Origin of the sequence: Cohnella sp. LGH (assembly GCF_017671885.1) — a bacterium.
Lineage (GTDB): Bacteria > Bacillota > Bacilli > Paenibacillales > Paenibacillaceae > Cohnella > Cohnella phaseoli.
Genome location: NZ_CP072117.1, coordinates 2,752,006 through 2,771,889 on the forward strand (window position 1 = coordinate 2,752,006; position 19,884 = coordinate 2,771,889).

At 50.0% G+C, this 19,884-nt stretch carries 27 protein-coding genes; 24 read left to right on the forward strand and 3 right to left on the reverse strand.

Features of this window, described 5'->3' with window-relative positions:
• Positions 1–106: 106 nt before the first annotated feature.
• The 17 genes from J4772_RS11505 (at position 107) to J4772_RS11585 (ending at position 14,241) form a co-directional block, all read left to right on the forward strand.
• Positions 107–685: a stalk domain-containing protein gene (locus J4772_RS11505; RefSeq protein ID WP_209075307.1), complete on the forward strand. Its 579-nt coding sequence runs from the start codon at positions 107–109 to the stop codon at positions 683–685.
• A gap of 76 nt (positions 686–761) precedes the next feature.
• Entirely contained in the window at positions 762–2,954 is a 2,193-nt protein-coding gene (locus J4772_RS11510; protein WP_209075308.1) for a tape measure protein, read from the forward strand.
• Entirely contained in the window at positions 2,954–3,658 is a 705-nt protein-coding gene (locus tag J4772_RS11515) for a LysM peptidoglycan-binding domain-containing protein (RefSeq protein ID WP_209077104.1), read from the forward strand. Before J4772_RS11510 ends, J4772_RS11515 begins: the two co-directional genes overlap by 1 nt.
• Before the next feature lie 11 nt (positions 3,659–3,669).
• Complete coding sequence (locus J4772_RS11520; protein ID WP_209075309.1) at positions 3,670–4,638, forward strand: XkdQ/YqbQ family protein; 969 nt, start codon at positions 3,670–3,672, stop codon at positions 4,636–4,638.
• On the forward strand, positions 4,635–4,943 hold the full coding sequence (locus tag J4772_RS11525; RefSeq protein WP_209075310.1) for a DUF2577 domain-containing protein: 309 nt from the start codon (positions 4,635–4,637) through the stop codon (positions 4,941–4,943). Before J4772_RS11520 ends, J4772_RS11525 begins: the two co-directional genes overlap by 4 nt.
• Positions 4,940–5,341, forward strand: a complete 402-nt coding sequence (locus J4772_RS11530; protein ID WP_209075311.1) for a DUF2634 domain-containing protein — start codon at positions 4,940–4,942, stop codon at positions 5,339–5,341. The genes J4772_RS11525 and J4772_RS11530 overlap by 4 nt, the downstream gene beginning before the upstream one ends.
• The gene (locus J4772_RS11535; RefSeq protein ID WP_209077106.1) at positions 5,334–6,413 is read left to right on the forward strand and encodes a baseplate J/gp47 family protein; all 1,080 of its coding nucleotides are present in this window, start codon (positions 5,334–5,336) and stop codon (positions 6,411–6,413) included. The genes J4772_RS11530 and J4772_RS11535 overlap by 8 nt, the downstream gene beginning before the upstream one ends.
• Positions 6,406–6,993 carry a putative phage tail protein gene (locus tag J4772_RS11540; RefSeq protein ID WP_209075312.1) on the forward strand — a complete coding sequence of 196 codons (588 nt, stop codon included), beginning with the start codon at positions 6,406–6,408 and terminating at the stop codon, positions 6,991–6,993. The genes J4772_RS11535 and J4772_RS11540 overlap by 8 nt, the downstream gene beginning before the upstream one ends.
• Complete coding sequence (locus J4772_RS11545; RefSeq protein ID WP_209075313.1) at positions 6,990–7,277, forward strand: ketopantoate hydroxymethyltransferase; 288 nt, start codon at positions 6,990–6,992, stop codon at positions 7,275–7,277. Before J4772_RS11540 ends, J4772_RS11545 begins: the two co-directional genes overlap by 4 nt.
• Complete coding sequence (locus tag J4772_RS11550; RefSeq protein ID WP_209075314.1) at positions 7,277–9,793, forward strand: hypothetical protein; 2,517 nt, start codon at positions 7,277–7,279, stop codon at positions 9,791–9,793. Before J4772_RS11545 ends, J4772_RS11550 begins: the two co-directional genes overlap by 1 nt.
• A 15-nt stretch (positions 9,794–9,808) precedes the next feature.
• A complete protein-coding gene (locus J4772_RS11555; RefSeq protein WP_209075315.1) occupies positions 9,809–10,342 on the forward strand; it encodes a hypothetical protein in 534 nt (177 codons plus the stop codon).
• A gap of 2 nt (positions 10,343–10,344) precedes the next feature.
• Positions 10,345–10,467 carry a CD1375 family protein gene (locus J4772_RS11560; RefSeq protein WP_209075316.1) on the forward strand — a complete coding sequence of 41 codons (123 nt, stop codon included), beginning with the start codon at positions 10,345–10,347 and terminating at the stop codon, positions 10,465–10,467.
• A gap of 30 nt (positions 10,468–10,497) precedes the next feature.
• Positions 10,498–10,749 carry a hemolysin XhlA family protein gene (locus tag J4772_RS11565; protein WP_209075317.1) on the forward strand — a complete coding sequence of 84 codons (252 nt, stop codon included), beginning with the start codon at positions 10,498–10,500 and terminating at the stop codon, positions 10,747–10,749.
• 5 nt (positions 10,750–10,754) lie between these two features.
• Positions 10,755–10,982 carry a hypothetical protein gene (locus tag J4772_RS11570; RefSeq protein WP_371822847.1) on the forward strand — a complete coding sequence of 76 codons (228 nt, stop codon included), beginning with the start codon at positions 10,755–10,757 and terminating at the stop codon, positions 10,980–10,982.
• Positions 10,982–12,547 (forward strand): glycoside hydrolase domain-containing protein, encoded by a 1,566-nt coding sequence (locus J4772_RS11575; protein WP_209075319.1) that lies wholly within the window; start codon positions 10,982–10,984, stop codon positions 12,545–12,547. The genes J4772_RS11570 and J4772_RS11575 overlap by 1 nt, the downstream gene beginning before the upstream one ends.
• 139 nt (positions 12,548–12,686) lie before the next feature.
• On the forward strand, positions 12,687–13,673 hold the full coding sequence (locus tag J4772_RS11580) for a fibronectin type III domain-containing protein (RefSeq protein WP_209075320.1): 987 nt from the start codon (positions 12,687–12,689) through the stop codon (positions 13,671–13,673).
• A 16-nt stretch (positions 13,674–13,689) separates the two neighbouring features.
• Positions 13,690–14,241, forward strand: coding sequence for a hypothetical protein (locus tag J4772_RS11585; protein WP_209075321.1), 552 nt, complete (start codon positions 13,690–13,692; stop codon positions 14,239–14,241).
• Between the two features lie 61 nt (positions 14,242–14,302).
• Here J4772_RS11585 and J4772_RS11590 read toward each other — a convergent pair whose 3' ends face one another.
• Both J4772_RS11590 and J4772_RS11595 read right to left on the reverse strand, forming a co-directional pair.
• Positions 14,303–14,494, reverse strand: a complete 192-nt coding sequence (locus J4772_RS11590; protein WP_209075322.1) for a hypothetical protein — start codon at positions 14,492–14,494, stop codon at positions 14,303–14,305.
• A gap of 88 nt (positions 14,495–14,582) precedes the next feature.
• The gene (locus J4772_RS11595; RefSeq protein ID WP_209075323.1) at positions 14,583–15,518 is read right to left on the reverse strand and encodes an ATP-dependent DNA ligase; all 936 of its coding nucleotides are present in this window, start codon (positions 15,516–15,518) and stop codon (positions 14,583–14,585) included.
• A 98-nt stretch (positions 15,519–15,616) separates the two neighbouring features.
• On the opposite strand from J4772_RS11595, the gene J4772_RS11600 reads away from it, so the two are divergent.
• From J4772_RS11600 to J4772_RS11630, 7 genes are all read left to right on the forward strand, one after another.
• Positions 15,617–15,817, forward strand: coding sequence for a hypothetical protein (locus J4772_RS11600; RefSeq protein WP_209075324.1), 201 nt, complete (start codon positions 15,617–15,619; stop codon positions 15,815–15,817).
• A complete protein-coding gene (locus J4772_RS11605) occupies positions 15,807–17,066 on the forward strand; it encodes a DNA polymerase IV (RefSeq protein ID WP_209075325.1) in 1,260 nt (419 codons plus the stop codon). The genes J4772_RS11600 and J4772_RS11605 overlap by 11 nt, the downstream gene beginning before the upstream one ends.
• The gene (locus tag J4772_RS11610) at positions 17,063–17,524 is read left to right on the forward strand and encodes a YhjD family protein (RefSeq protein WP_209075326.1); all 462 of its coding nucleotides are present in this window, start codon (positions 17,063–17,065) and stop codon (positions 17,522–17,524) included. Before J4772_RS11605 ends, J4772_RS11610 begins: the two co-directional genes overlap by 4 nt.
• Before the next feature lie 150 nt (positions 17,525–17,674).
• The gene (locus J4772_RS11615; protein WP_209075327.1) at positions 17,675–18,346 is read left to right on the forward strand and encodes a hypothetical protein; all 672 of its coding nucleotides are present in this window, start codon (positions 17,675–17,677) and stop codon (positions 18,344–18,346) included.
• Positions 18,306–18,821 (forward strand): accessory gene regulator ArgB-like protein, encoded by a 516-nt coding sequence (locus J4772_RS11620; protein ID WP_209075328.1) that lies wholly within the window; start codon positions 18,306–18,308, stop codon positions 18,819–18,821. The genes J4772_RS11615 and J4772_RS11620 overlap by 41 nt, the downstream gene beginning before the upstream one ends.
• Positions 18,822–18,828: 7 nt before the next feature.
• A complete protein-coding gene (locus J4772_RS11625; protein ID WP_209075329.1) occupies positions 18,829–18,966 on the forward strand; it encodes a cyclic lactone autoinducer peptide in 138 nt (45 codons plus the stop codon).
• A complete protein-coding gene (locus J4772_RS11630) occupies positions 18,967–19,341 on the forward strand; it encodes a LytTR family DNA-binding domain-containing protein (protein WP_209075330.1) in 375 nt (124 codons plus the stop codon).
• Positions 19,342–19,620: 279 nt separating this feature from the next.
• Here J4772_RS11630 and J4772_RS11635 read toward each other — a convergent pair whose 3' ends face one another.
• Positions 19,621–19,842 (reverse strand): helix-turn-helix transcriptional regulator, encoded by a 222-nt coding sequence (locus tag J4772_RS11635; RefSeq protein WP_256442707.1) that lies wholly within the window; start codon positions 19,840–19,842, stop codon positions 19,621–19,623.
• Between the last annotated feature and the right edge of the window lie 42 nt (positions 19,843–19,884).

The following is a 19,884-nucleotide window of genomic DNA, read 5'->3' on the forward strand; positions in this document are numbered from 1 at the left end:
CGTATCGAGAAAGAAAAGAGAGATGCAGCGAGAATAAAGAGTAAATAGCCTATCCTTCCTCTTTTGTGGTAATATGTAGAAAATAGTAGACTGGAGGAGATTGGGTTTGAAGAGAATCAGGGATATTGCAACAGGGATTATTATCGGTGCTTTGTTAATGATTGGCGCAACAGCTGGATACGCTGCTGTAAAACAGTACGTTTTGACTGAAGCACCTTATCCGGTTTATGTGAACGGTGTGAAGTATGCGAATGCTGAATACCCTATATTAACTCATGAAGGAAGCACCTATGTTCCGTTGGCTAAACTCGGGGACATTACGGGAGTTAATTATAAATGGAACGCTGCTCAAAAACGCGTTGAAATCGTGGTGGCGGGCCAGAAGGTACAACAAAAAGTATATAGCGATTATACTGGAAATGTTCCTAACTATGCATATGTAGTTGGTATTGAGGACGGTAAGAGAATAGTCAATAAGGAAAGCGATTCTATTCTGTATAAGTATGATGTGACCGATGCGTTGGACTCTAACTTGCAGAAGTACGATGCTGCTCTTGAGAAAGCTGGCTTTGTTTATGAGGAGGATACATCAACTGATGAAATTTTGTACTATTCTAAAGGAAAAACCGTAGTTGGAATGTGGATTGATGGTAATGATTTTTACGTTCTCTTAACAACAGATTAATAGATTACGTACCCGAAGAAGTGGCTGAATGAGGCCGCTTCTTTTTTTGTTTTCAAGCGTTTTGGGAGGGTGGACTATGCCAACGATTTCGACAACCTTGAAGTTGATGGAGAGATTCGCAACTCCGCTACAAAAGGTTACTAACCAAGTCAATACTGTTATCGGTGCACTGGAACGAATGAGGAGGTTGATCGAACGACCTTCTACACTCGCAGTGCACATCAATGCTGCAGCGATCAACGCACAACTAAGGAGTATCCACGTAGCTCCTATATCTGTCCCGGTAAGGGTTGTCACAACAGGAATCAGCTCAGCGCTGAGTGGTCTACATGTGCCGCCAATACTGGTGCGGGTACGCCTAAATACAGCCCGTGCAATTACCCAGGCAGAAGCGCTCAGGAATCGGATAATATCTCGCATTGGAACGATCACTGCGACCATCCACTTGAGCAGCAACCTCACATCTCTGCTTAGCCAACTCATCACCTTAGTTCGGCAGTTGGATCAAGCCGTACGAAACATACCGCCTCCTGGTGGAGGTGGTGGGGGAGGCGGCGGACCAGGTGGATCTGGCGGCGGGAGAGGTGGAGGCGGAGGCTTCGGTGGGCTTGGCGGTCTGGCTGCGGGCGTCCTGTCGGTTGCTGGAGTTGGATCCGCCATGAAAATCAGCGATGAATATATTAACGCTAAGGCTCGATTGGATCTGATTAACGACGGCCTGCAGACAACTGATGAGCTTCAATCTAAAATTTTCGCGGCGGCCGATCGTGCGCGAGGTAGTTATGCCGACATGGCCGGCGTTATTGGTCGTATGGGAACATTAGCGTCTGAGTCCTTTAAGAGTAACGATGAGTTGATCGCTTTCAGCGAACTCATGCAAAAATCTTTCCGTGTCGGCGGCAGCTCGACTATGGAGCAGCAAGCCGGTATGTATCAGCTCAGTCAAGCTATGGCAGCGGGGAAGCTTCAAGGTGACGAATTCCGGAGCATCATGGAAAACGCTCCGATGCTTGCTGATGCAATTGCTAAATTTACAGGAAAGTCAAAAGGCGAGTTAAAAACGATGTCGGCGGAGGGCACGATTACAGCGGACATCATCAAGGGCGCAATGTTCGCCGCTGCAGATAATATCAATACTAAATTTTCAAAGATGCCACGGACATTTGGAGACATCTGGACCGAAGCCAAAAACACCGCCTTGCAGTCGTTTGGCCCGATCATCGAGAGGGTTAATGCTTTCCTCAACAGTGATGCGGGAGTTAGGTTCGGTCACAATCTGAGCCTAGCGATTCAGCAAGCTGCCGAAGTAACGAATACGCTTTTAAATGCAATGTCCAGTGTGTACAATTTTGTATCTGCCAACTGGTCTACTATTGAGCCGATCCTAACCGGCGTTGGCGGCGCATTATTGGGTATGTATGCCGCGCTGAAGTTAGTCGCAATTGGTCAGGCCATTGTAAATGCAATCATGAACATGAATCCTATGATTCTCATTATCACATTGATTCTTGCTCTAGTTCTCTGGCTCGTCCGACTTTGGCAGACCAATGATAAATTTGCGGCGGGGATGATGAGGACATGGAATACGATTCTCAACTTTTTCGATCAGGTTCCGATCTTTTTTACGCGGGTCGGCAACGGCATAACGAATGCATTTCAAACTGCGAAGGTGAAATCACTACAGGTTATGGAAGACCTCATTAATGGGACCATCGATAGGATCAATTGGCTCATTGAAAAACTAAAAAAAATACCAGGCGTCTCGATGGATACCATTAGTCATGTTGAGTTTGCTGCTTCAGCTGCCGCCGAGGCCGAGGCAATTCGCCAAGCCGGAGAGGATGCTGTCAAGGCTATGGAAGCCAGCGCAGCAGAGAAAGCTGCAGCCCGCGAACAAAAGGTACAGGACATGCTTGAAAATCGTCAAGCTAAACGTTTGGCCGAGGAAGCGGAGCAGGCGCAGAAAAATGCCGGAAAAGACAGTCCCTTTGATTTTCAAGGGAGCATCCCGAAAATCGATAATATAGGTAAAGTCGGCGAAGTTGGAAAAATCAAAGACTCAGTTGATATTTCCAGTGAGGATTTGAAGATGATGCGCGAGTTGGCCGAGATGAAGAACATCCAGAACTTTGTCACGTTGACGCCTCAGTTAAGTTTCGGCGACACTCATGTCAGGCAAGACGGAAGATCGGTCGACGAGATCATCGATAATATAACCGATAAACTAAATGAGTCAATCGCTTCTGGAGCACGGGGGGTGTATGCGTGATGGCCTATGGTATCTGGCTCTCATACAATAACCAGCAAGAGGGCTTTCAGGTCCCTGTCAACCCGAGCAGTATTGAGATGAGCGACGGCAGCAAAGGGGCGACCTATGATATTGTGGAACTCGGGGAAATCAGTGTGATTAAGCACCCGAAGCTGACGACGTACCGGTTCAGCAGCATCTTCCCGGCGCAGCGCTATCCGTTCGTCGACGTTCCGCTGCTGCAGACATTGACATCGGCGAACGAATCCAGTGTTAAGGTGAAAACTAATCCTTACGTAGATTACATTACAAGATGGATGGCCACTAAGCGGCCCATCCGTTTTGTTTTTACCGGGGATACCTTCGATATTAATGAGGCTGTCAGCATCGAATCGTTCGATTGGAAGGAAGCGGCCGGAAGCTCTGGAGACATCGAATATACTCTGGCGCTAAGGAAGTACGTATTCTACTCCGCGCAGCGCCTGATCGTTAAGACCGCGGCAGGTGGCGGAGGCAAGAAGCTCGCAAATGCGGGCAAGCCCCGAGCCGATGATCGGGAGAAGCCGAAGACATACACGCTTCGCGCCGGGGATACGTTATGGAAAGTAGCCAAGAGCGTGCTGGGTAATGGCGACCGATGGCGAGAGATCCAGAAGTTAAACGGTCTGACCGATGCACAGCTTAAGAAGCTGGCTGTTGGAAAGGTGCTGAAGCTGCCGACGTAGGAGGGATTATCGTGATTGAGCTGCTGTTAGACAACAAGGACGGCAACATGTGGGATCTGTCCGGCATCGCTTCGGATATTTCGTGGAAGACAACGCGAGTCGGACGGCCCGGAAGTTTGGAGTTTTCCATCATCCGGAATGGAATATACCAGGCGAAGGATTTTAAGATCAACACCGGTGATGTGATCAGCTTCAGGTACGGCGGAGCAAATGTCTTTTTCGGCTACGTATTTAAGATATCCGAAGGTGACGGCGAGACTGTTAAACTGCTTTGCTATGATCAGATCCGTTATTTGCAGAATAGTGATACTTACTCCTTCACCAGCGCGACGGCTGCCGATATCCTGTGGCGGGTCGCTGGCGACTTTGGCCTGAAACTCGGCAGGGTAGACGACACTGGATACCGGATCCCGACTATGCTGGAGGATAACCAAAAGCTAATCGACATCGTTTGTAAATCTCTTGATCTGACGTTGATTAATGGTGGCCAGAGCTACTTTCTGTTTGACGATTTCGGAGAATTGTCCCTACGGAAGTCGGAAGATTTTCTGCTCGAATTCGTCGTCGGTGATCGCAGCCTCATGACCGGTTATGGCACGGAGCGTTCGATCGACAGCGACACGTACAATCTGATTAAATTGTACCGCGACAACAAGAAATCCGGAAAGCGTGATACGTACATTACGAGGGACAGCGCGAGCATGGCCAGATGGGGTGTGCTGCAGCTCAGCCAGTCGATAGATGAAAATATGAATGATGCGCAGATCAGCGATCTCTTAAACTCACTCATCGCGGTGAAGAACCGGGAGACCCGCACGCTGAAGGTAGACGCGATCGGCGACGTGCGGGTACGTGCCGGTTGCTATATGCCGATCGTGATCAGTGAGCGGGGGATCAATCAGCCGTTTCTCGTCGATTCCTGCGCGCACCGGTTCGACGGCGGGGACCACACCATGAGTTTGGAGCTGAAGGTCATATGAGCATCGATAAACTAATGGGAGCAATTAAGCAAGCTAGCATGGGGGCAGTGGATGCGTCCGCGCCGGTTGCCGTCCGGATCGGGACGGTGAAGAGTGTATCGCCGCTCGCTGTAACCGTTGATCAGCGGCTGACGCTCTCATCCGAGTTTTTGCTCCGGACGGCGGCTACGCTGCCGCTGAAGGTGATTATCGGTGGCACAGACTATCCGGTACGGGAGAATCTGCAGGCTGGCGACAGCGTCGTGCTTCTGCGCGTACAGGGTGGCCAGCAATATGTCATATTGGACAAGGTGGTGGATTCATGATTCCAGTCGGTGCATCGATCGCGGACACAGCGGTGCAAGAGGTTACGCAGCCCTCTCGCACGTATAAGCTGGATTTTGCGCGCGGGCGCGTTGCTGGCAAGACGGACGGCTTGGAAGCTGTGAAGCAGGCAGTAGTTAAGATTCTGCAGTCCGACCGGTTCTTCCATGAGATTTATTCGTTCGACTACGGCCACGAGCTCGGCGCGGTGATCGGCGGGGCCCCGGCCTTTGTCAGGTCAGAAGTTTCCCGCCGCATCCAGGAAGCGCTGCTGCAGGATGACCGGATTGTGGCTGTGCAAAACATGCAGGTGACCATTGAGGGAGACAGTTTTACAGCGTCCTTTCTTGTCATTTCGACTGAGGGTAGTTTTCAGCAGGAGGTGGGCAATGGTGTATGAATTGCAGACGTATTACACGATTTTGGAACGGATGCTCGACCGAGTTCCCGACGATTTGGATAAGCGTGAAGGAAGCATCATCTACGATGCACTGGCGCCGGCCGCCGCGGAGCTCGCTCAACTCTATATCGATCTCGATATCAATTACAATCTTTCGTTTGCGGACTCCGCGGCGGGAGATTTTTTGTCTCGGCGGACGGCCGAGTTTGGGATTAATCGGCGAGCTGCGACTAAGGCGATCCGGAAAGGATTATTCTTCGGATCCGGCGGTGTGCCCTTGAACGTGCCGATCGGTAGCCGGTATGCGATTGAGGAGCTGACATACAACGTGGTGACGCAAATTTCGACCGGGGCATTTCGGCTTGAGTGCGAGATCGCCGGCGTCGTCGGTAACCAGAAATATGGCGACTTGTTGCCGATCACGAGTATTCCCGGCCTCGAGAGTGCAGAGCTGGCGGAGGTTCTTGTACCAGGAGAGGACGAAGAGTCGGACGAAGCGCTGCGAGAGCGGTTTTATACCGCGGTCAACGAGCCGGCATTCGGCGGAAACATCGCCGATTACAAGAAGAAAATTAATGCGATGTCAGGCGTCGGGGCCGTAAAGGTCTATCCGGCATGGGCCGGCGGCGGGACGGTCAAATGCACGATCATCGCCGCGGACTGGTCGTCCCCGTCACCGGCACTTGTTAATGACGTACAGACCGCCATTGATCCGACGGTGAATAGCGGGCAGGGGATTGGGCTGGCTCCGATCGGCCACGAAGTGACGATCACGGGCGTATCCGGAGTGGCGATCAATGTGGAGACGACTTTGACGCTGGCCAGCGGCGTTACGCCTGGACAGGTGCAGGCGGACGTGGAGTCGGTCATCGACGCGTACTTGTTGGAGCTACGGCAAGACTGGTCCAATCAGCAGCAGCTCATCGTCCGGACGGCGCAGATCGATGCGCGCATGCTCACTGTGCAGGGCGTGGAGGACGTAGCCGATACCGAGATTAACGGCGCGGCTGCCAATCTGACGCTTGCCGCGGATGAAATCCCGGAGCTTGGGACGGTGATCATTAATGAATAAACCGATTCAAGAGTATTGGCCATCTTTTTACGAAGACATAAAGGACTTTGTGGAACTGGCCAAAACCGAGGACGAGGAGCTGCAGCTTGCCGCCGGCGCGGTCGATCAGTTATTCAGCGATCAGTTTGTTATGACTTCCGGCATCGATGCGATCAGGCGCCGAGAGAAAATGCTTGGCATCCAAGCAGACCCATCAGCCGAAACGCTCGATTTCCGCCGTCGACGCATCGTCAATCGCTACTCGACCAAGCCGCCGTTTACCCTGCGCTATCTGCAGCAACGACTCGACCAGCTCGTTGGGCCTGGGCTGACGATAGTATCGGTGGACGTCGAGACCTTTGTCCTGTACGTGACGGCAAATATCCAAAATGCCAATGTATTCCGCGAAGTGCAGTACACGATTGAGACCGTCAAACCGGCCAACCTCGTTTATCAGCAAAACACTTCGATAGCCGAGAGGGTTGGACTTGAAGAGCATATCGCCATGAAGTCGATCAATTGGAACTACAAGCTGAATGGAACGTGGCAACTCGGCGAGAAGTCGTTTGCTTCCTATGGATCGGAGGTCATCGTCAAATGATAACCGCACAGTTTTTAAGCGACGTCACCGATTACGTTGACGGACGGATTGCAAAGGTAGTGCTTAACGGCACGGTCGAGATAACAAGCTTCATCGTGAAGGAAGCGCCGGATCGGACGGTCATCCTGCAATACATTATCCCGGTGGCCGACGTCTCACTCGTCGAGCTGATCGAGCTGAGAGATGATTCCGGAGCGATCCTATCCTCAAACCCGGTCGAGATCCCGATTACATCGGATACGCGTATGTTGCAGACGGTCGAAATCAAGGAGGTCATGACGTAATGGCAAAAACAGATTGGATGCTCGACGATACAGTTTTGCCGGAGGATATGAATCAAATCGGCGAAGAGATCAACGCCAACGCCGACAAGCTCGCCGACAACCTGGACAAGCAGCCATGGGAGCCACTAACCCTCAATCCAGGCGTACAGGTAGTCCAAGGCGGCGACGTCCCGGCGATCCTTCACCCAACGATGCAGGGACGGACACTCGTCAATCTGCTCGGGCGATCCGGAAACTTTGAGAGCCTAACCGGATGGACAACAGCCGGGGCAGGAGCGGCAGCGGCTCTCGATACTACAAACAAGGCATACGGGACCAGTAGCGTCAAGCTGACGGTTGGGTCGGCAGGAGACGCCGGAGTCTTTCGGGACATGAAATCGATGCTTAAGACGGGATCGTATTACATCCTGGTCGGAGATTGTAAAAACGGAAATGCGACTCGGGCGCAATTGAGGGTTAATTTTAGCGGTGACATCGGGATTGTTAATAGCTCGGGGGTTACAGACACAACGGCATTCAAGCCGCAATTTATCAAGATTCAGCCGTCCGACTTCGACACGGCGACTAGCGTCTATATGTATGCTCATGTTGTCGGATCAAATGGACAATATGGATATGTCGACGGAATGCGCCTTTTCGAGATTACACAGGCCGAATATAACGCTCTAACTAGTATGACCGCCGATCAGATCGCCGCGAAATACCCCTACATAGACGACATGAAGCACGTCAATGCCGTCTATATCGAGAATAAGGGGAAGAATCTGCTTCCGTCGTTTTCGGAGTGGAATGCGGCAGGGGGAAGCGCAACTGCAACCGGGCCATATGTGCTTGCTGTAACGGCGGCGGCAGCATTTGAAGGAGTGTTTGCCGAAATATCTGTCACCAAAAATGCGGACATGGTTTTGAACGTTACGCACAATGGCAGGATCGGGGCATTTAAGACGGATGGCAGCACAAGTTTGCATGGAGGATACACGACCAATCAACAGATCGCATTTAATGCCGGGGAAAATGATCGCATTCGTATCTACTTCACGAGTACGGCAGCAGGACCTTTCAACTTCTCGAATCCTATGCTCAACATCGGCTCCGAAGCTCTCCCATTTGAGCCGCAAAAACCATCCTATCTCTATCTACCAGACTGTAACCTACGCTCCAACGTAGACGGCAGCGTAGCAGATCGGCTGTATACGGATGGACAAGGCAAACCGAGGGTGACACGGCGGTTCCGGGAGAGGGTGCTGGATGGCTCGTTGCAGTGGGAATATTCTATCCCTCTGACAGGTTCAAAGGTAGTAAAGTCTCCATCTTTCGATTCCAATGTTATTAAGGGGCAAGGACAAGGAGTGGCAATTAAGTACAATGGAAATCCATTAAAAAATCTTTTTGGTTCCGTTGGTACGACTTGGCAAGATCCGGACTTGTGGCAAATCAACTCGAATGAGTTGTGGCTCTCTATTCCCAACACCGACAGCGGTTGGGGAGAATACTACACGCCTACAGCAGAGGAGATTAAGGCTTATTTCTGGGGATGGAAGATGGTCGACGGATCGCTCAATCCGTACCCCGGAAACGGAACGAAATATTGGGTTTATGCAAACGGTCTTGGCGGGTGGACAGGTACTACAACAATTTTGCCAACGGACTTTTCCCCTGCTGTGACGAACAAAACAATATCGTCCTACCGCCTCATGTACCAACTCGCCCAAAGCGTAGACGAGCCAGTCACCTATGAAGGCTCCTTAATGCTGCATGAGGGCGCGAACCAGGTCGAGGTCGGGGCGGGGGTTGTGGTGCGGGAAGCCGTTGTACCATCTGGACCGAATGCGAACGGGTATTATGCAATTAATGCAATATCAGCGTCATATCCTACGCTAAACCCATTATCAAGACGCGCCGAAAGAATCACCCAGGTTTATAAAGATGCGAATGCAGACAAGTCGTGGGAGAAAGGTTCTGCGTTAGTGGCTTCATGGTACGGCGGGGGATACGCATATACGCAGACTAAGCCGAGTCAAAGCGCCACCTATTCCGTCACCTACCTAGCACTCGACACCTACACGCTCGGAATCGCCCCGCAGACGATCAGCGCCGAGTATGCGCCGAACATCCGGGAGTCGGTCGAATCGCTTGTGCGGGAAGTGATCGAAGCCAGGACAGAAACGTCCGTCCTGCAGAACACGAAGGCGCAAAAACAACAGCCGCAATGGATTGCGCCGACCCTGCGAAATGATTGGGCAGGAACGGTCAGATACATGAAAGACGAATTCGGGAATGTTCATCTAAAAGGATACGTTTCGGGTGGAGTAATGACAGGTACTTCAACGGTCATATTCGCTCTACCAACGGGTTACAGGCCGAGTGTTCAAGCGTCAATTCCAACCGTTACTTCTGAGGCTGTGACATCCAATCCGGGATCTTTGGTTGTGTATGTGCTGACAAATGGCAATGTTGTATTTGAGCCAACATCAAAAAATGTTATTTTCTTCAATTGTACATTCAGATTGGATTAAGGAGGGAACAACCCAATGAAAGAAGCTGCAAAAATAGACCTCGACGGCCTATACGCCGAATCGGTCATCGCCCCACTCTCACAGTCGGGCGTGACGGAAATCCGCGAGCTGCTTCCCGCCGAAGACGACGAGGAACCGGAGGAAGTCATTACCGGCTACATCGTCGCCGAGAAAGTCCCAAACGGGCTGTTTACGCCCCGCTGGGACTTTACTATGTGGGCGGACTATCAAACGGCGCTTGCCGACGCCCAAGCCGCCTACGACCAAGCACTAGCCGATTGGTACGCGCTGCCGGAGGAGGAGCGCGGAGAGCGCCCAACCTACATCGATCCGATCCGCCCGGAATGCTGGGTCGAGGGGATGCCGCCTGAGGAGATCGAGGCGATCCGCAACGCGCCGCAGCCGATTTCCGAGACGGAGCATCTACGGACTGAAAACCTCGAACTGAAGCTTGCACTTGCCGAACTGGCCGAGGCCCAGCAAACCGACAAGCTCGACGTGCAGCTCGCTCTGGCCGAACTAGCCGAAATCATAACGGGAGGTGCGTGACCGTGGCGAAAATCTACTATGACCTGATCAAAGCCGGATTGCGAACGATTGACGACGTGCCGATTCGCTGGCGAGACGATGTGCAAAACATGATTGGTGCAGATACGCAAGGCTCCGCAACCTAAGCGGGGCCTATTTAATTGGGGGTGGGCCGTATGAGCCAAACAGATAACGCAGATGTGCTGCAGCGTATGACACGAGTTGAGACCAAATTGGACAATATGGATGGGAAGCTCGACCGGGCGATTAGCGCTAGTGAGACAGCCGTACAAGCACTCGAATCAGCTAAGTCGGCTCATTACCGGCTGGACGAGATCAAGGATAATCAAAAATGGCTGTGGCGCACTGTCATCGGCACAATACTGGCCGGGGCGATCGGGGCGCTTATTAAATTTAATGGAGGATGATCAAAGTGATCAACTGGAAGCAAAAACTCGCAAGTCGTAAGTTCTGGGCGCTGGTTGGCGGACTCGCTACCAGCGCTCTCGTTTTGATCGGAGCTGGCGAGGATACGATCGTCAAGGTTGCCGGACTGATCACAGCGGCGGGAACGGTTGTGGCATATATCTTTGGAGAGGCACATGTAGACGCGTCTCGCCCGCCGGATGACGATCCGTTCAAAATCGGGGGGTCGAACTGATGGTGCTGATCGCTCACAAACGTATTCGCATCGTCGCTGGCAGAATCGAGGAAGGCCCGCTGCAGTACAGCGGCGGGTACAGCAAGGCGCAGGGCTGGACGGACATCCGGATCGTCGAGCTTCCGCCGGTTGCCGTGCGGGCCGCTCGGTACATTTACAGCAAGGGAGGCAACGTGCCGTCGATTGCGGCCAAGCAGGGCGGCGATGTGATCGCTTTTAATGCCTCCTATGTAGACGTGGCCAGTGGGGCGCTGCTCGGCCGCACCATCGCCGATGGCAAGCAGATCGCTGCGGACATCGCCAGCAAGACGGTCGACCGCGATCATCTCTATTACGCCGACGGACGCTTCGGCGTCGGGGACATCACCGGCGTCACTGGATTAACATGGGCAGCACAGGGAGCGCCTCGACTGGTGCAAGCCGAGAAAAATGTAGCAGACAGCGCTGCAGCATTGGAAAATGTGCAACCGGATATCGCAAAACAGTTGCAGCCGCGCCTGGCTGCCGGAATCAAAGTGGACGGCGCGTTACTGCTTGTTCTGGTTGACGGTCGGGGCAATGCGGACCGCGGGCTGTACCTGTCGGAACTCGCTACGGTCATGCTGCACTACGGTGCCCGCGATGCAATCAACCTGGACGGAGGCGGATCCGCGACGCTGTTTGCAAGCTTTCCGGAATTACGGACGGCAATCGACATCAAAAAGGGCAACTACCACCTTGCCGATCTGAGCGCCAGCTCGCCACGCACGGTACACCATGCTGTCGTGGTCGAGGTGGACAAGGCAAAACTGCTTCCTCCGGCGCTCTTCGGGATCGATTGCGCTGTACCACTGACTGCGGCAAAGGCCAAAGCGCTGGCGGCCGAGGGAGTAAAGTTCGCGGTCCGTTATTTGGTGCCGGCGTCCTATGCCTGGAAGCGGCTACTCAAGTCGGAGGCGGATGCGATCCAAACGGCGGGCTTGCGACTGGCTAGCGTGTTCCAGCTTGGGGAAGACCGGCCGAAAGGCGGGGGCGCCAACGGTAAAGCAGACGGTAAGGCCGCTCTGGCTGAGGCCAAATCGATTGGGCAGCCGGAGGGCTCAGCAATCTTCATGGCCGTCGATTACGACGCGCCGGAGAACGACTACGACAAGATCGAGGCATACCTGCGAGCTGCTCAGGCCGAACTGCCTGGCTACCATGTCGGCGTTTACGGCCATTACAGCGTAATTGAGGAGATGGCCCGCCGCAGCGCCTGCCGGTACTTCTGGCAAACGTATGCCTGGAGCGGTGGGAGAAAGAGCAGCCGTGCAGATCTGTGGCAGTACAAAAATAACGTCACGATGGCCGGCCATACCGTCGATTACAATGAGTGCTACGATGATTCTATCTTTTGGGGAGCGGCGTTCAGGGAGGAGGAGAAGCCTGTGAACGAGATCGCCATCATTGTGAACGACAAAGAGATGCCGGAAAAAGGCGAGGTTAAAGCAGGCGTTACTCGAGTGCCAGTCAGAGTTATCGCCGAAGCGCTGGGCGCTAAAGTGATATGGGATAAAGAGGCTAATGCTGTACGCATAACGATATGACGATCTGCCCGGAAACCAACGTTTCCGGGATTTTCCTTTCAACCTTCCAGTATATTGTAGTTTCCTGTCGATTATCAGACTGCAAATTCCTGAAATTTCCTTGTACGATGGGAGCAGTACAAACATAGGAGGTTTTAACTTGAAGAAGATTGCTAGTTTTGTGCTCAGTCTATCATTACTTATCGTTTTTTTGATTCCAGTTTCTTCAGTAAGTGCGTATAACGGTGGTTTAATGAACGGTAAAAGCATGAGTTACGGGCCAGGCTTCGACGTTAGTAAAGGAACAACCAACTTCATGACGGATAATGATGAGAGCACTTACTTTACTCTTCATGCTCAACATGTAAGCTCCCAAACTGTTTATGATAACGCTTGGTCGAACTTTGGTCTCGTTCACACCGTTGGTTCTTACAAACTGTTATCAGGTACATCGGGTCAGCCCAATCTGGCATTCTTCGACGCCAGCGGTAATTTACTTAAAGTGATAACTCCCGTCACAGACGGCACATTACAATTAATTGAACCTATCCCAGGAGTAAAATCAGTCGATCTTTCGAATGGTTATGACACACCAACAGATGTGTATGAGTTCGATGTATTCGATGCTGTGTTGCCAGATGCTCCAATTTTGACTGGGGTTGCAGGTGTTGGCCAAAATTCACTAAGTTGGAGTGCTGTTGAGAATGCTGACTTTTATACGATTAAGCGTTCCCTAACGAGTGGTGGTCCATATACGGTAATAGGATCCATTATAACTGATCTAGGTTTTGTTGATACCGCTGTTACTGCCGGAACTACATATTATTATATTCTGACAGCTACTAATCTTAATGGTGAGAGCGCCTCGTCAAACGAGGTCGCGCTTACACCACAAACGGAATTTGAAAGTCGCGGCCTCCTCACCATCTACATCTCCGGCGGCCAGATCAAGGAGTACGACCTGTCTGCAGCTGAACTGAACGCCTTCCTCTCGTGGTACGATGCCAAGGATGCAGGCAGCGGCCCAGCTAAGTACAAATTCGTGAAGACATGGAACAAAGGACCGTTTAAGACACGGGCCGAATACGTGATCTTCGATAAGATTTTGACGTTCGATGTGGACGAGTACGAAGTAGAGAATCCATAAATAGGGGGAAATGAATATGAAGAAATGGACTAAGAAGGTTTGGATGTCTGCGGGGGCTGTACTGATCGCGATTATGTCGGTGTCGGCTATTCCGGTATCGGCTGATGTGAGTAGGGTTCAATACTTTACAATCCAAAATAACACAGCATGTGATAGTTCAATTAGATTAACCGGACTGTACTTCAATGTTAACAATATAAGCAATAGTAGCGTTCAAGCAACTCTCTACTTATACAAAAACGACGGGACTTTATTTACAAGTCCCGGAATAACGACATCTACCGGCTTCAGTAGTACACTAACTCCAGGAACTAGCTTTACTATTGACCCTTATTCAACAAAACAATATGCTTCCGCTTTTGGTGGCCAAACAAATGGAACAACTGTAACCACAAATTTACCTTGCACAGATCGTCCGGCTTATGGAAAGATAGTAGTAGAATCCGATACAGGATTGATTATGGCTAACGGAGAAATAGTCGGATCGGATAAAATCGATCCAAATAACACAAACAGAAATATATACCAAAATACTGGGATAAGCATTAACGAAGGAAAGCCGTTTTAAGTATTAGCTAATTGACGCAAAGGCGGACGGATATTCTTTTACAAAGAGTATCTAATAACGATCAGCCCGGGGGCTTAGGCTCTCGGGCTATTTTTATTTCGCAGCTTGCTTTTGAGAAGAAATCCTCGTCATCCAGTCGAATGTAATCCTTCGTATGCTCCGTGATCCGACCTGTTCCGGTAAGCTCGCCAGCTTGCCATACTTCGACGGTCAGGTTGTGCAGGAATGCGTGATTGATCATTTTAGCGTCCACGCTACCCACCTCCATTTCACATGCGTTTGTGATTATCATATTTTCAATGAGTATCTATGTAAAGGCTGGCTTTCGCAGCTCCTGCTCTCTATGCGAATGTACATTCATGAGGAGGAACTGTCACAAACGCCTGAATACTCGGCTGCCGCATCGTCCTTCCCTCTTGCCAGCGCCACTCCGTGTACTGGATCTTCGCAGTCAATATAGGCTTGCACCAGTGTGCGCCGCGCATGTCGGGATGACGGTTGGCAAATGGGCAGTCCAGGGTGCTGATCTGCGCGACCACTTTGGTTATCTCGCGCCAGTCCGCTGCTGTGAGTTTGCCGGTCCCGACCTTGCCGATAAAGTAGAGCTTTCCCCCGCTATAAAGGCCAGCTAGTACAGCGTTAACTACTCCGCCCCGCATTGTATAACCGCCGATCACCGCGACAACATCCCCATAATTTTTGACCTTTACCCACCGGCCGTCTTTTCGCCCGATTTCGTAGGTACTGTTCCTATCTTTGCAGACGATGCCTTCCATGCCATTCTGTTCGACGACACGGAACAAGGACTCCCCGTCAGGATGAGAGGCAACCAGTTGCACGGATGGAGTCGGAATAACGAATTCCTGCAGTAGCTCCAGACGATCGGAGAGAGGTCGGTTATTAAGCCATTCCCCGTTTAAATAAACGATATCGAAGATCATGTAAGTGATCGAAACTTCTTTTTGCGCAACCGATACATTTTCGGGCCGGCGAATTCCGTCTCGGCGCATGACCTCGTGAAACGACGGCTTCCCATCAGCCGCCAAGGCAATAACCTCTCCGTCCAAGATAAAGGAGGAGGCACTGCAATAGCTTGGGTCGGTCAATTCTGGAAACTGCATTGTTCGTTCGTTAAGGTGCCGGTTGTAAAGCCTGATTTTGGCGCCATCGAAGTAGGAAAGGATGCGTACACCGTCCCATTTGACTTGATAAATCCATTGCCTTCCTTTGGGTACGGAGTCAGAACGTACGGGCTCAAAAGGGATAATTGGTTTCATGTTTGTATAATGCCCACATCACAGGAATAAATTGAGTATTGCCGGGGAACAATTGTTCGTATTATGATAAGAACAAACGTTCTATGGGGGCGAGGAAGATGTCCATAGCCAAATATATTGGTCGGACGGTCATGATCGTGTATATGGACAAAAAGGAGCGGATCAGCAAGCGGACGATCCGGGTGATCCGCATCGATGCGGGGACAGTGTATGCGTTTGATAGGTCTTGCAACGGGCCGAGAAGATTCACGATCGAGCGGATTTTGGCGACGCAGCCGGTGATTGTGCATGCCTCCTGAGCGCACGATTTTCCTGATCGACGGCCAGTCGTTTTACGCCTCATGTGAAAAAGCTGCACATCCAGAGTACCGCAATAGGCCTGTTGCCGTTGGCGACCCGAGCCGCCCATCAGGGATCGTGCTGGCCGCATGTCCAATCGCCAAGGCTCGTGGCGTGACGACTGCTGAGCGCAATTTTACGGCGCTCGCCAAGTGCCCCGAGTTGGTCATCATACGCCCTCGGATGCAACGATACATTGAGATTTCGTTAATGATAACAAAGATTTTTGAGAGCTATACGGAACTTGTGGAACCCTTTAGTATTGATGAACAGTTTTTGGATGTAACTGGGAGTTTGGGGCGATATAAGTCTGCCGAGGAACTCGCAAAGCAAATCCAAGAAGAAGTGCTATTGTCAACGGGCGTCTGGAGTAGGGTAGGAATCGGTCCATCGAAAATTATGGCCAAGACGGCAACTGACAATTTCGCGAAAAAAAACGATACCGGTGTGTTCCGTCTTGACTACAACAATATCGAGGAGACGTTATGGCCACTTCCAGTACACCAAATGTTTATGGTTGCGTCGAAAATGGCGACCCACTTTGCGATCATGGGGCTCCCGACAATCGGCGACATCGCCCGTACGCCATTACCTGAGTTTAAGCGTCGTATGCGACTCCGGATGGGCAAACAATCAGACATTCAGGCGGAGTATTATTGGCAGACGGCCCGAGGCATTGATCCTAGTCCGGTCACGCCTTCGATCCGAAATGAACTTAAATCGGTGTCGCATGGCAAAACACTCCGAGCAAGTTTGTACTTTAGACGTCCTGACATTGAACTTGTACTGCAGGAACTCGTAATCGAGGTTTGCCGGCGAGCGCGGCGGCTAGGCAAGCAAGGTCGCGTTGTATCGGTTGGAGCCGGGGAGACAGATGGAGAGAGGGCTTATCGTTTCGGTCGGCAGATGACTTTGCCTCATGCGACAAACCTTACTCATGAAGTGTTCGCGTCGTCGCTTCGGCTATTCCGCGAATATTGGCACGGGCTGCCGGTAGCCTACCTACACCTATCCTTAACGCAACTGTCTGACGATAACGTGACACAACTGACACTATTTGATGACAGGGCACGGATCCATGACCTAGAGGCGGCCACAGACATGATTAAGGAACGATACGGCAGCGCGGCAATTATGCGAGCATCTTCGCTGCAAGAAGCTGGAGTTGCGCGTGAACGAGCTGGACAGATCGGAGGTCACTACAAATGAGTAAGCTCGAAGGTAACGGACGTTGGGGAGGCAAAATGCTCTTGACCGAGCATCAGGAGCAGTACGGTAGACGGGAACAAACAATAAGCGGGAAGGCTACGTCAGATGAGATGAGGTTGATCAGGGAGGCCATACTGCTTCCTCACTTGATGACGATGCTCCAAAGATCGATCGACGAGATAAGCCGATCTCAAATATCCATGCACAATGTAATGGCACGATTTATGCGGGTGCTTTTAGATCGAGTAAGCCTTGAATCCTTCGGTACACGGCGGGAGTTAAAGAAGCGAAATATCAAGATTTTGTCCGATCAGACGCAGGACGATATCGTATACACTAGCTATCTCTGCAGAGGATACGAAGACAAATTTGGGATGACTCGGGAGATCATGCGGGCGGAAATCAGCAGTCATCTTGCTAAAGCTGTTGAAAGCATACTTAAACCCATAAAAGAGTAACCTACACTGTGCTCATTTTTTGAACTGTACATGGTGTTAATTGGAAGACGTGGTCAATAACTCTCTTGCTACTAATGACCTATCAATATATATTCTTTAGTAGGGTGGAAAATCGAGGCAACTCATTAGCCCACAAGGAGATTTTGTTGAATGGACATTGTTTTATTTTCAAAGTTTATGACTTTTTCGATGATCGAGGTGATGGCTGCCATTGCAATTACGTTATCATTATTCCGCTTTAAGTTAACGGACTATATTTGGCCAGCTTTACTGGCAAGTGGAATAATGAACACTTTGAGTTTCATCTTGAGGGATGAAGCTGGACTGGCTAGCTTGTCTCCGGTAGTAAATTTGTTGCTGTTAGCCATCTTTGTAACCATTTTTGTTAGAGTGCCGCTGGTTTGGTCCTTCATTATGAGTATCATAGGATATGCATTTTCGGTATTGTTGCAAGCGCTAATAATCGTTCTTTCTCTTGGCGCGTTATCTATCGCAGCAACAGATGAAAGTTTGGATAAAGGGTACTTACTACAGACAATAACTGGAGCAATTCTGTTTGTATTGTCTTACTTATCTTACAAGTTTGGATTGGGGTTTGCTTTTAACTTCGAAAGACTCAGATTCAAGTCGGAGAGATTGCTAATCCTCACTTTAATAGTTGCTATGGGCATATCTGTCGGTTTTTTATTCTATTATAAAATAATCTACATTATAATTCTGACATTGCTCTTTATGCTCCTGTTCTTTGTGTACTATGCAGCTCAAAAGGAGGTAGAGAGTATTGATTCAAAACTTAGGACAAAAGGCGGCCCGAAGAATTAAGCGAGTTGTTCCAGATCATCCGGCGAGCCTTGACGTATTGGCGTTTTCCTTGACTGCGCTATTGAACGTATTAGCCATTGTGACAATTACACTGATAATTGCAATATTCACAGGAAAAATTGCTTCTGCGAGCATTGCCATTGTATCTTTTGCAATCCTTCGACAATTGTCGGGTGGAATACACTTACCATCAACCGATTGGTGCGTAGTGGTCAGCGTGATCGGCCTTACGGCACTTTCCTTCTTAGACGGCTTGGCAAGTGGAATCACCATAACTGCAACCATAGTATCTATGATCATAGCCGCATTGTTTGCGCCGACCGGAATAGAAAGGCAATCGAGGATTCCTAAACGATTTTACCCATATCTTAAAGTGGTTTCAGTTGCTCTTATTGCAAGCAATCTATTAATAGGATCATCCGTTATTGCTTTCTCATTCTTAGCGCAATGTCTGACACTAACAAAGAAGAGGTGAAGGAAGTATGAAAAAGGAGATTTATTATAGGATCGCAACGATTTTAGGTGGCATCGCGATATTGTTCGTATCAACTGCAAGCCTATTTTTTATTGGTCAACCAAGCGTTCCAGACGAGCTGCTGAAAGTAGGGGAGGGAGAGTAATTGAAGTTGATTGTCTCAAATAACACAATTGGAGCAGGCCCATTTGTGGAGTTGCCCGTTGAAGACATTTTGTACTTCGAATTCGACAGAAAATCAAAAATGATAACGCTACATTCGTTGGCTGAACAGTTTTACATGCCAGGAACTTTGATTTTCTGGCAGAACGGACTTTTAGAAAGTGGATATGAATTTGTTATGTTGGATCGGAACAATGCAGTTAACCTTTCAAAATTGCGCTATGTTGATCAAGTAAGCAATCGTGGTTACTTTGAAGATGATATAAGTCCAAAATCAAAGCATTGTACGATCTCGATCGCGAACATAGCCATCGTCAAACAAAGGGTTGCGACTATGTCGAATATGCTAGTAAATTAAAAAAGGCTGCCGAGAGGCAGCTTTTTTGATGATCTAATATATAAACATAACAGAGCCAAAATGAAAATGCTGTCGAATATCGTCGGCAGTTTGTCGAATGTATGACTATTTTCGTCCGGACGAGTATTTATTTACACCGTAATATAATAGGAGATAATCTAAAGATAAGATAGATGTAATTCACAACTTTCTATTCTATATTGACAAAATAACAGTAGCGACCATCGGCTATGAAGAGGAGAGGGAGGGCGGTAAAAACCACCATCGCCGGTAGCTGATCTACCATTCGTATTCGTAAATTTCATCCATAGTTACGCCGAATACGATGGCGCAAGCTTTACGAACAAGATCAGGGAACTCCCTAACGTTGCGCTCGTATTTGCTCAGAGACTGGGGCGTAACAGATACATAGGGTTTTAGCTTGTCAGCCAATTCTTGTTGTGTCCACCCTCTGGCAGCTCGCAGATCAGGAACCAAGCACCTCCCCCTCTCAAGGGGCATGCTCTAATCCTCCAACGAATATTGATATCAGTATTATAGCAT

Excerpts from the sequence above, each read along its gene's own strand:
- J4772_RS11510 (WP_209075308.1), top strand. The coding sequence starts at position 762 with ATGCCAACGATTTCGACAACCTTGAAGTTGATGGAGAGATTCGCAACT.
- J4772_RS11515 (WP_209077104.1), top strand. The coding sequence starts at position 2,954 with ATGGCCTATGGTATCTGGCTCTCATACAATAACCAGCAAGAGGGCTTT.
- J4772_RS11525 (WP_209075310.1), top strand. The coding sequence starts at position 4,635 with ATGAGCATCGATAAACTAATGGGAGCAATTAAGCAAGCTAGCATGGGG.
- J4772_RS11530 (WP_209075311.1), top strand. The coding sequence starts at position 4,940 with ATGATTCCAGTCGGTGCATCGATCGCGGACACAGCGGTGCAAGAGGTT.
- J4772_RS11540 (WP_209075312.1), top strand. The coding sequence starts at position 6,406 with ATGAATAAACCGATTCAAGAGTATTGGCCATCTTTTTACGAAGACATA.
- J4772_RS11545 (WP_209075313.1), top strand. The coding sequence starts at position 6,990 with ATGATAACCGCACAGTTTTTAAGCGACGTCACCGATTACGTTGACGGA.
- J4772_RS11550 (WP_209075314.1), top strand. The coding sequence starts at position 7,277 with ATGGCAAAAACAGATTGGATGCTCGACGATACAGTTTTGCCGGAGGAT.
- J4772_RS11555 (WP_209075315.1), top strand. The coding sequence starts at position 9,809 with ATGAAAGAAGCTGCAAAAATAGACCTCGACGGCCTATACGCCGAATCG.
- J4772_RS11565 (WP_209075317.1), top strand. The coding sequence starts at position 10,498 with ATGAGCCAAACAGATAACGCAGATGTGCTGCAGCGTATGACACGAGTT.
- J4772_RS11575 (WP_209075319.1), top strand. The coding sequence starts at position 10,982 with ATGGTGCTGATCGCTCACAAACGTATTCGCATCGTCGCTGGCAGAATC.
- J4772_RS11585 (WP_209075321.1), top strand. The coding sequence starts at position 13,690 with ATGAAGAAATGGACTAAGAAGGTTTGGATGTCTGCGGGGGCTGTACTG.
- J4772_RS11595 (WP_209075323.1), bottom strand. The coding sequence starts at position 15,518 with ATGAAACCAATTATCCCTTTTGAGCCCGTACGTTCTGACTCCGTACCC.
- J4772_RS11600 (WP_209075324.1), top strand. The coding sequence starts at position 15,617 with ATGTCCATAGCCAAATATATTGGTCGGACGGTCATGATCGTGTATATG.
- J4772_RS11605 (WP_209075325.1), top strand. The coding sequence starts at position 15,807 with ATGCCTCCTGAGCGCACGATTTTCCTGATCGACGGCCAGTCGTTTTAC.
- J4772_RS11610 (WP_209075326.1), top strand. The coding sequence starts at position 17,063 with ATGAGTAAGCTCGAAGGTAACGGACGTTGGGGAGGCAAAATGCTCTTG.
- J4772_RS11615 (WP_209075327.1), top strand. The coding sequence starts at position 17,675 with ATGGACATTGTTTTATTTTCAAAGTTTATGACTTTTTCGATGATCGAG.
- J4772_RS11625 (WP_209075329.1), top strand. The coding sequence starts at position 18,829 with ATGAAAAAGGAGATTTATTATAGGATCGCAACGATTTTAGGTGGCATC.
- J4772_RS11635 (WP_256442707.1), bottom strand. The coding sequence starts at position 19,842 with ATGCCCCTTGAGAGGGGGAGGTGCTTGGTTCCTGATCTGCGAGCTGCC.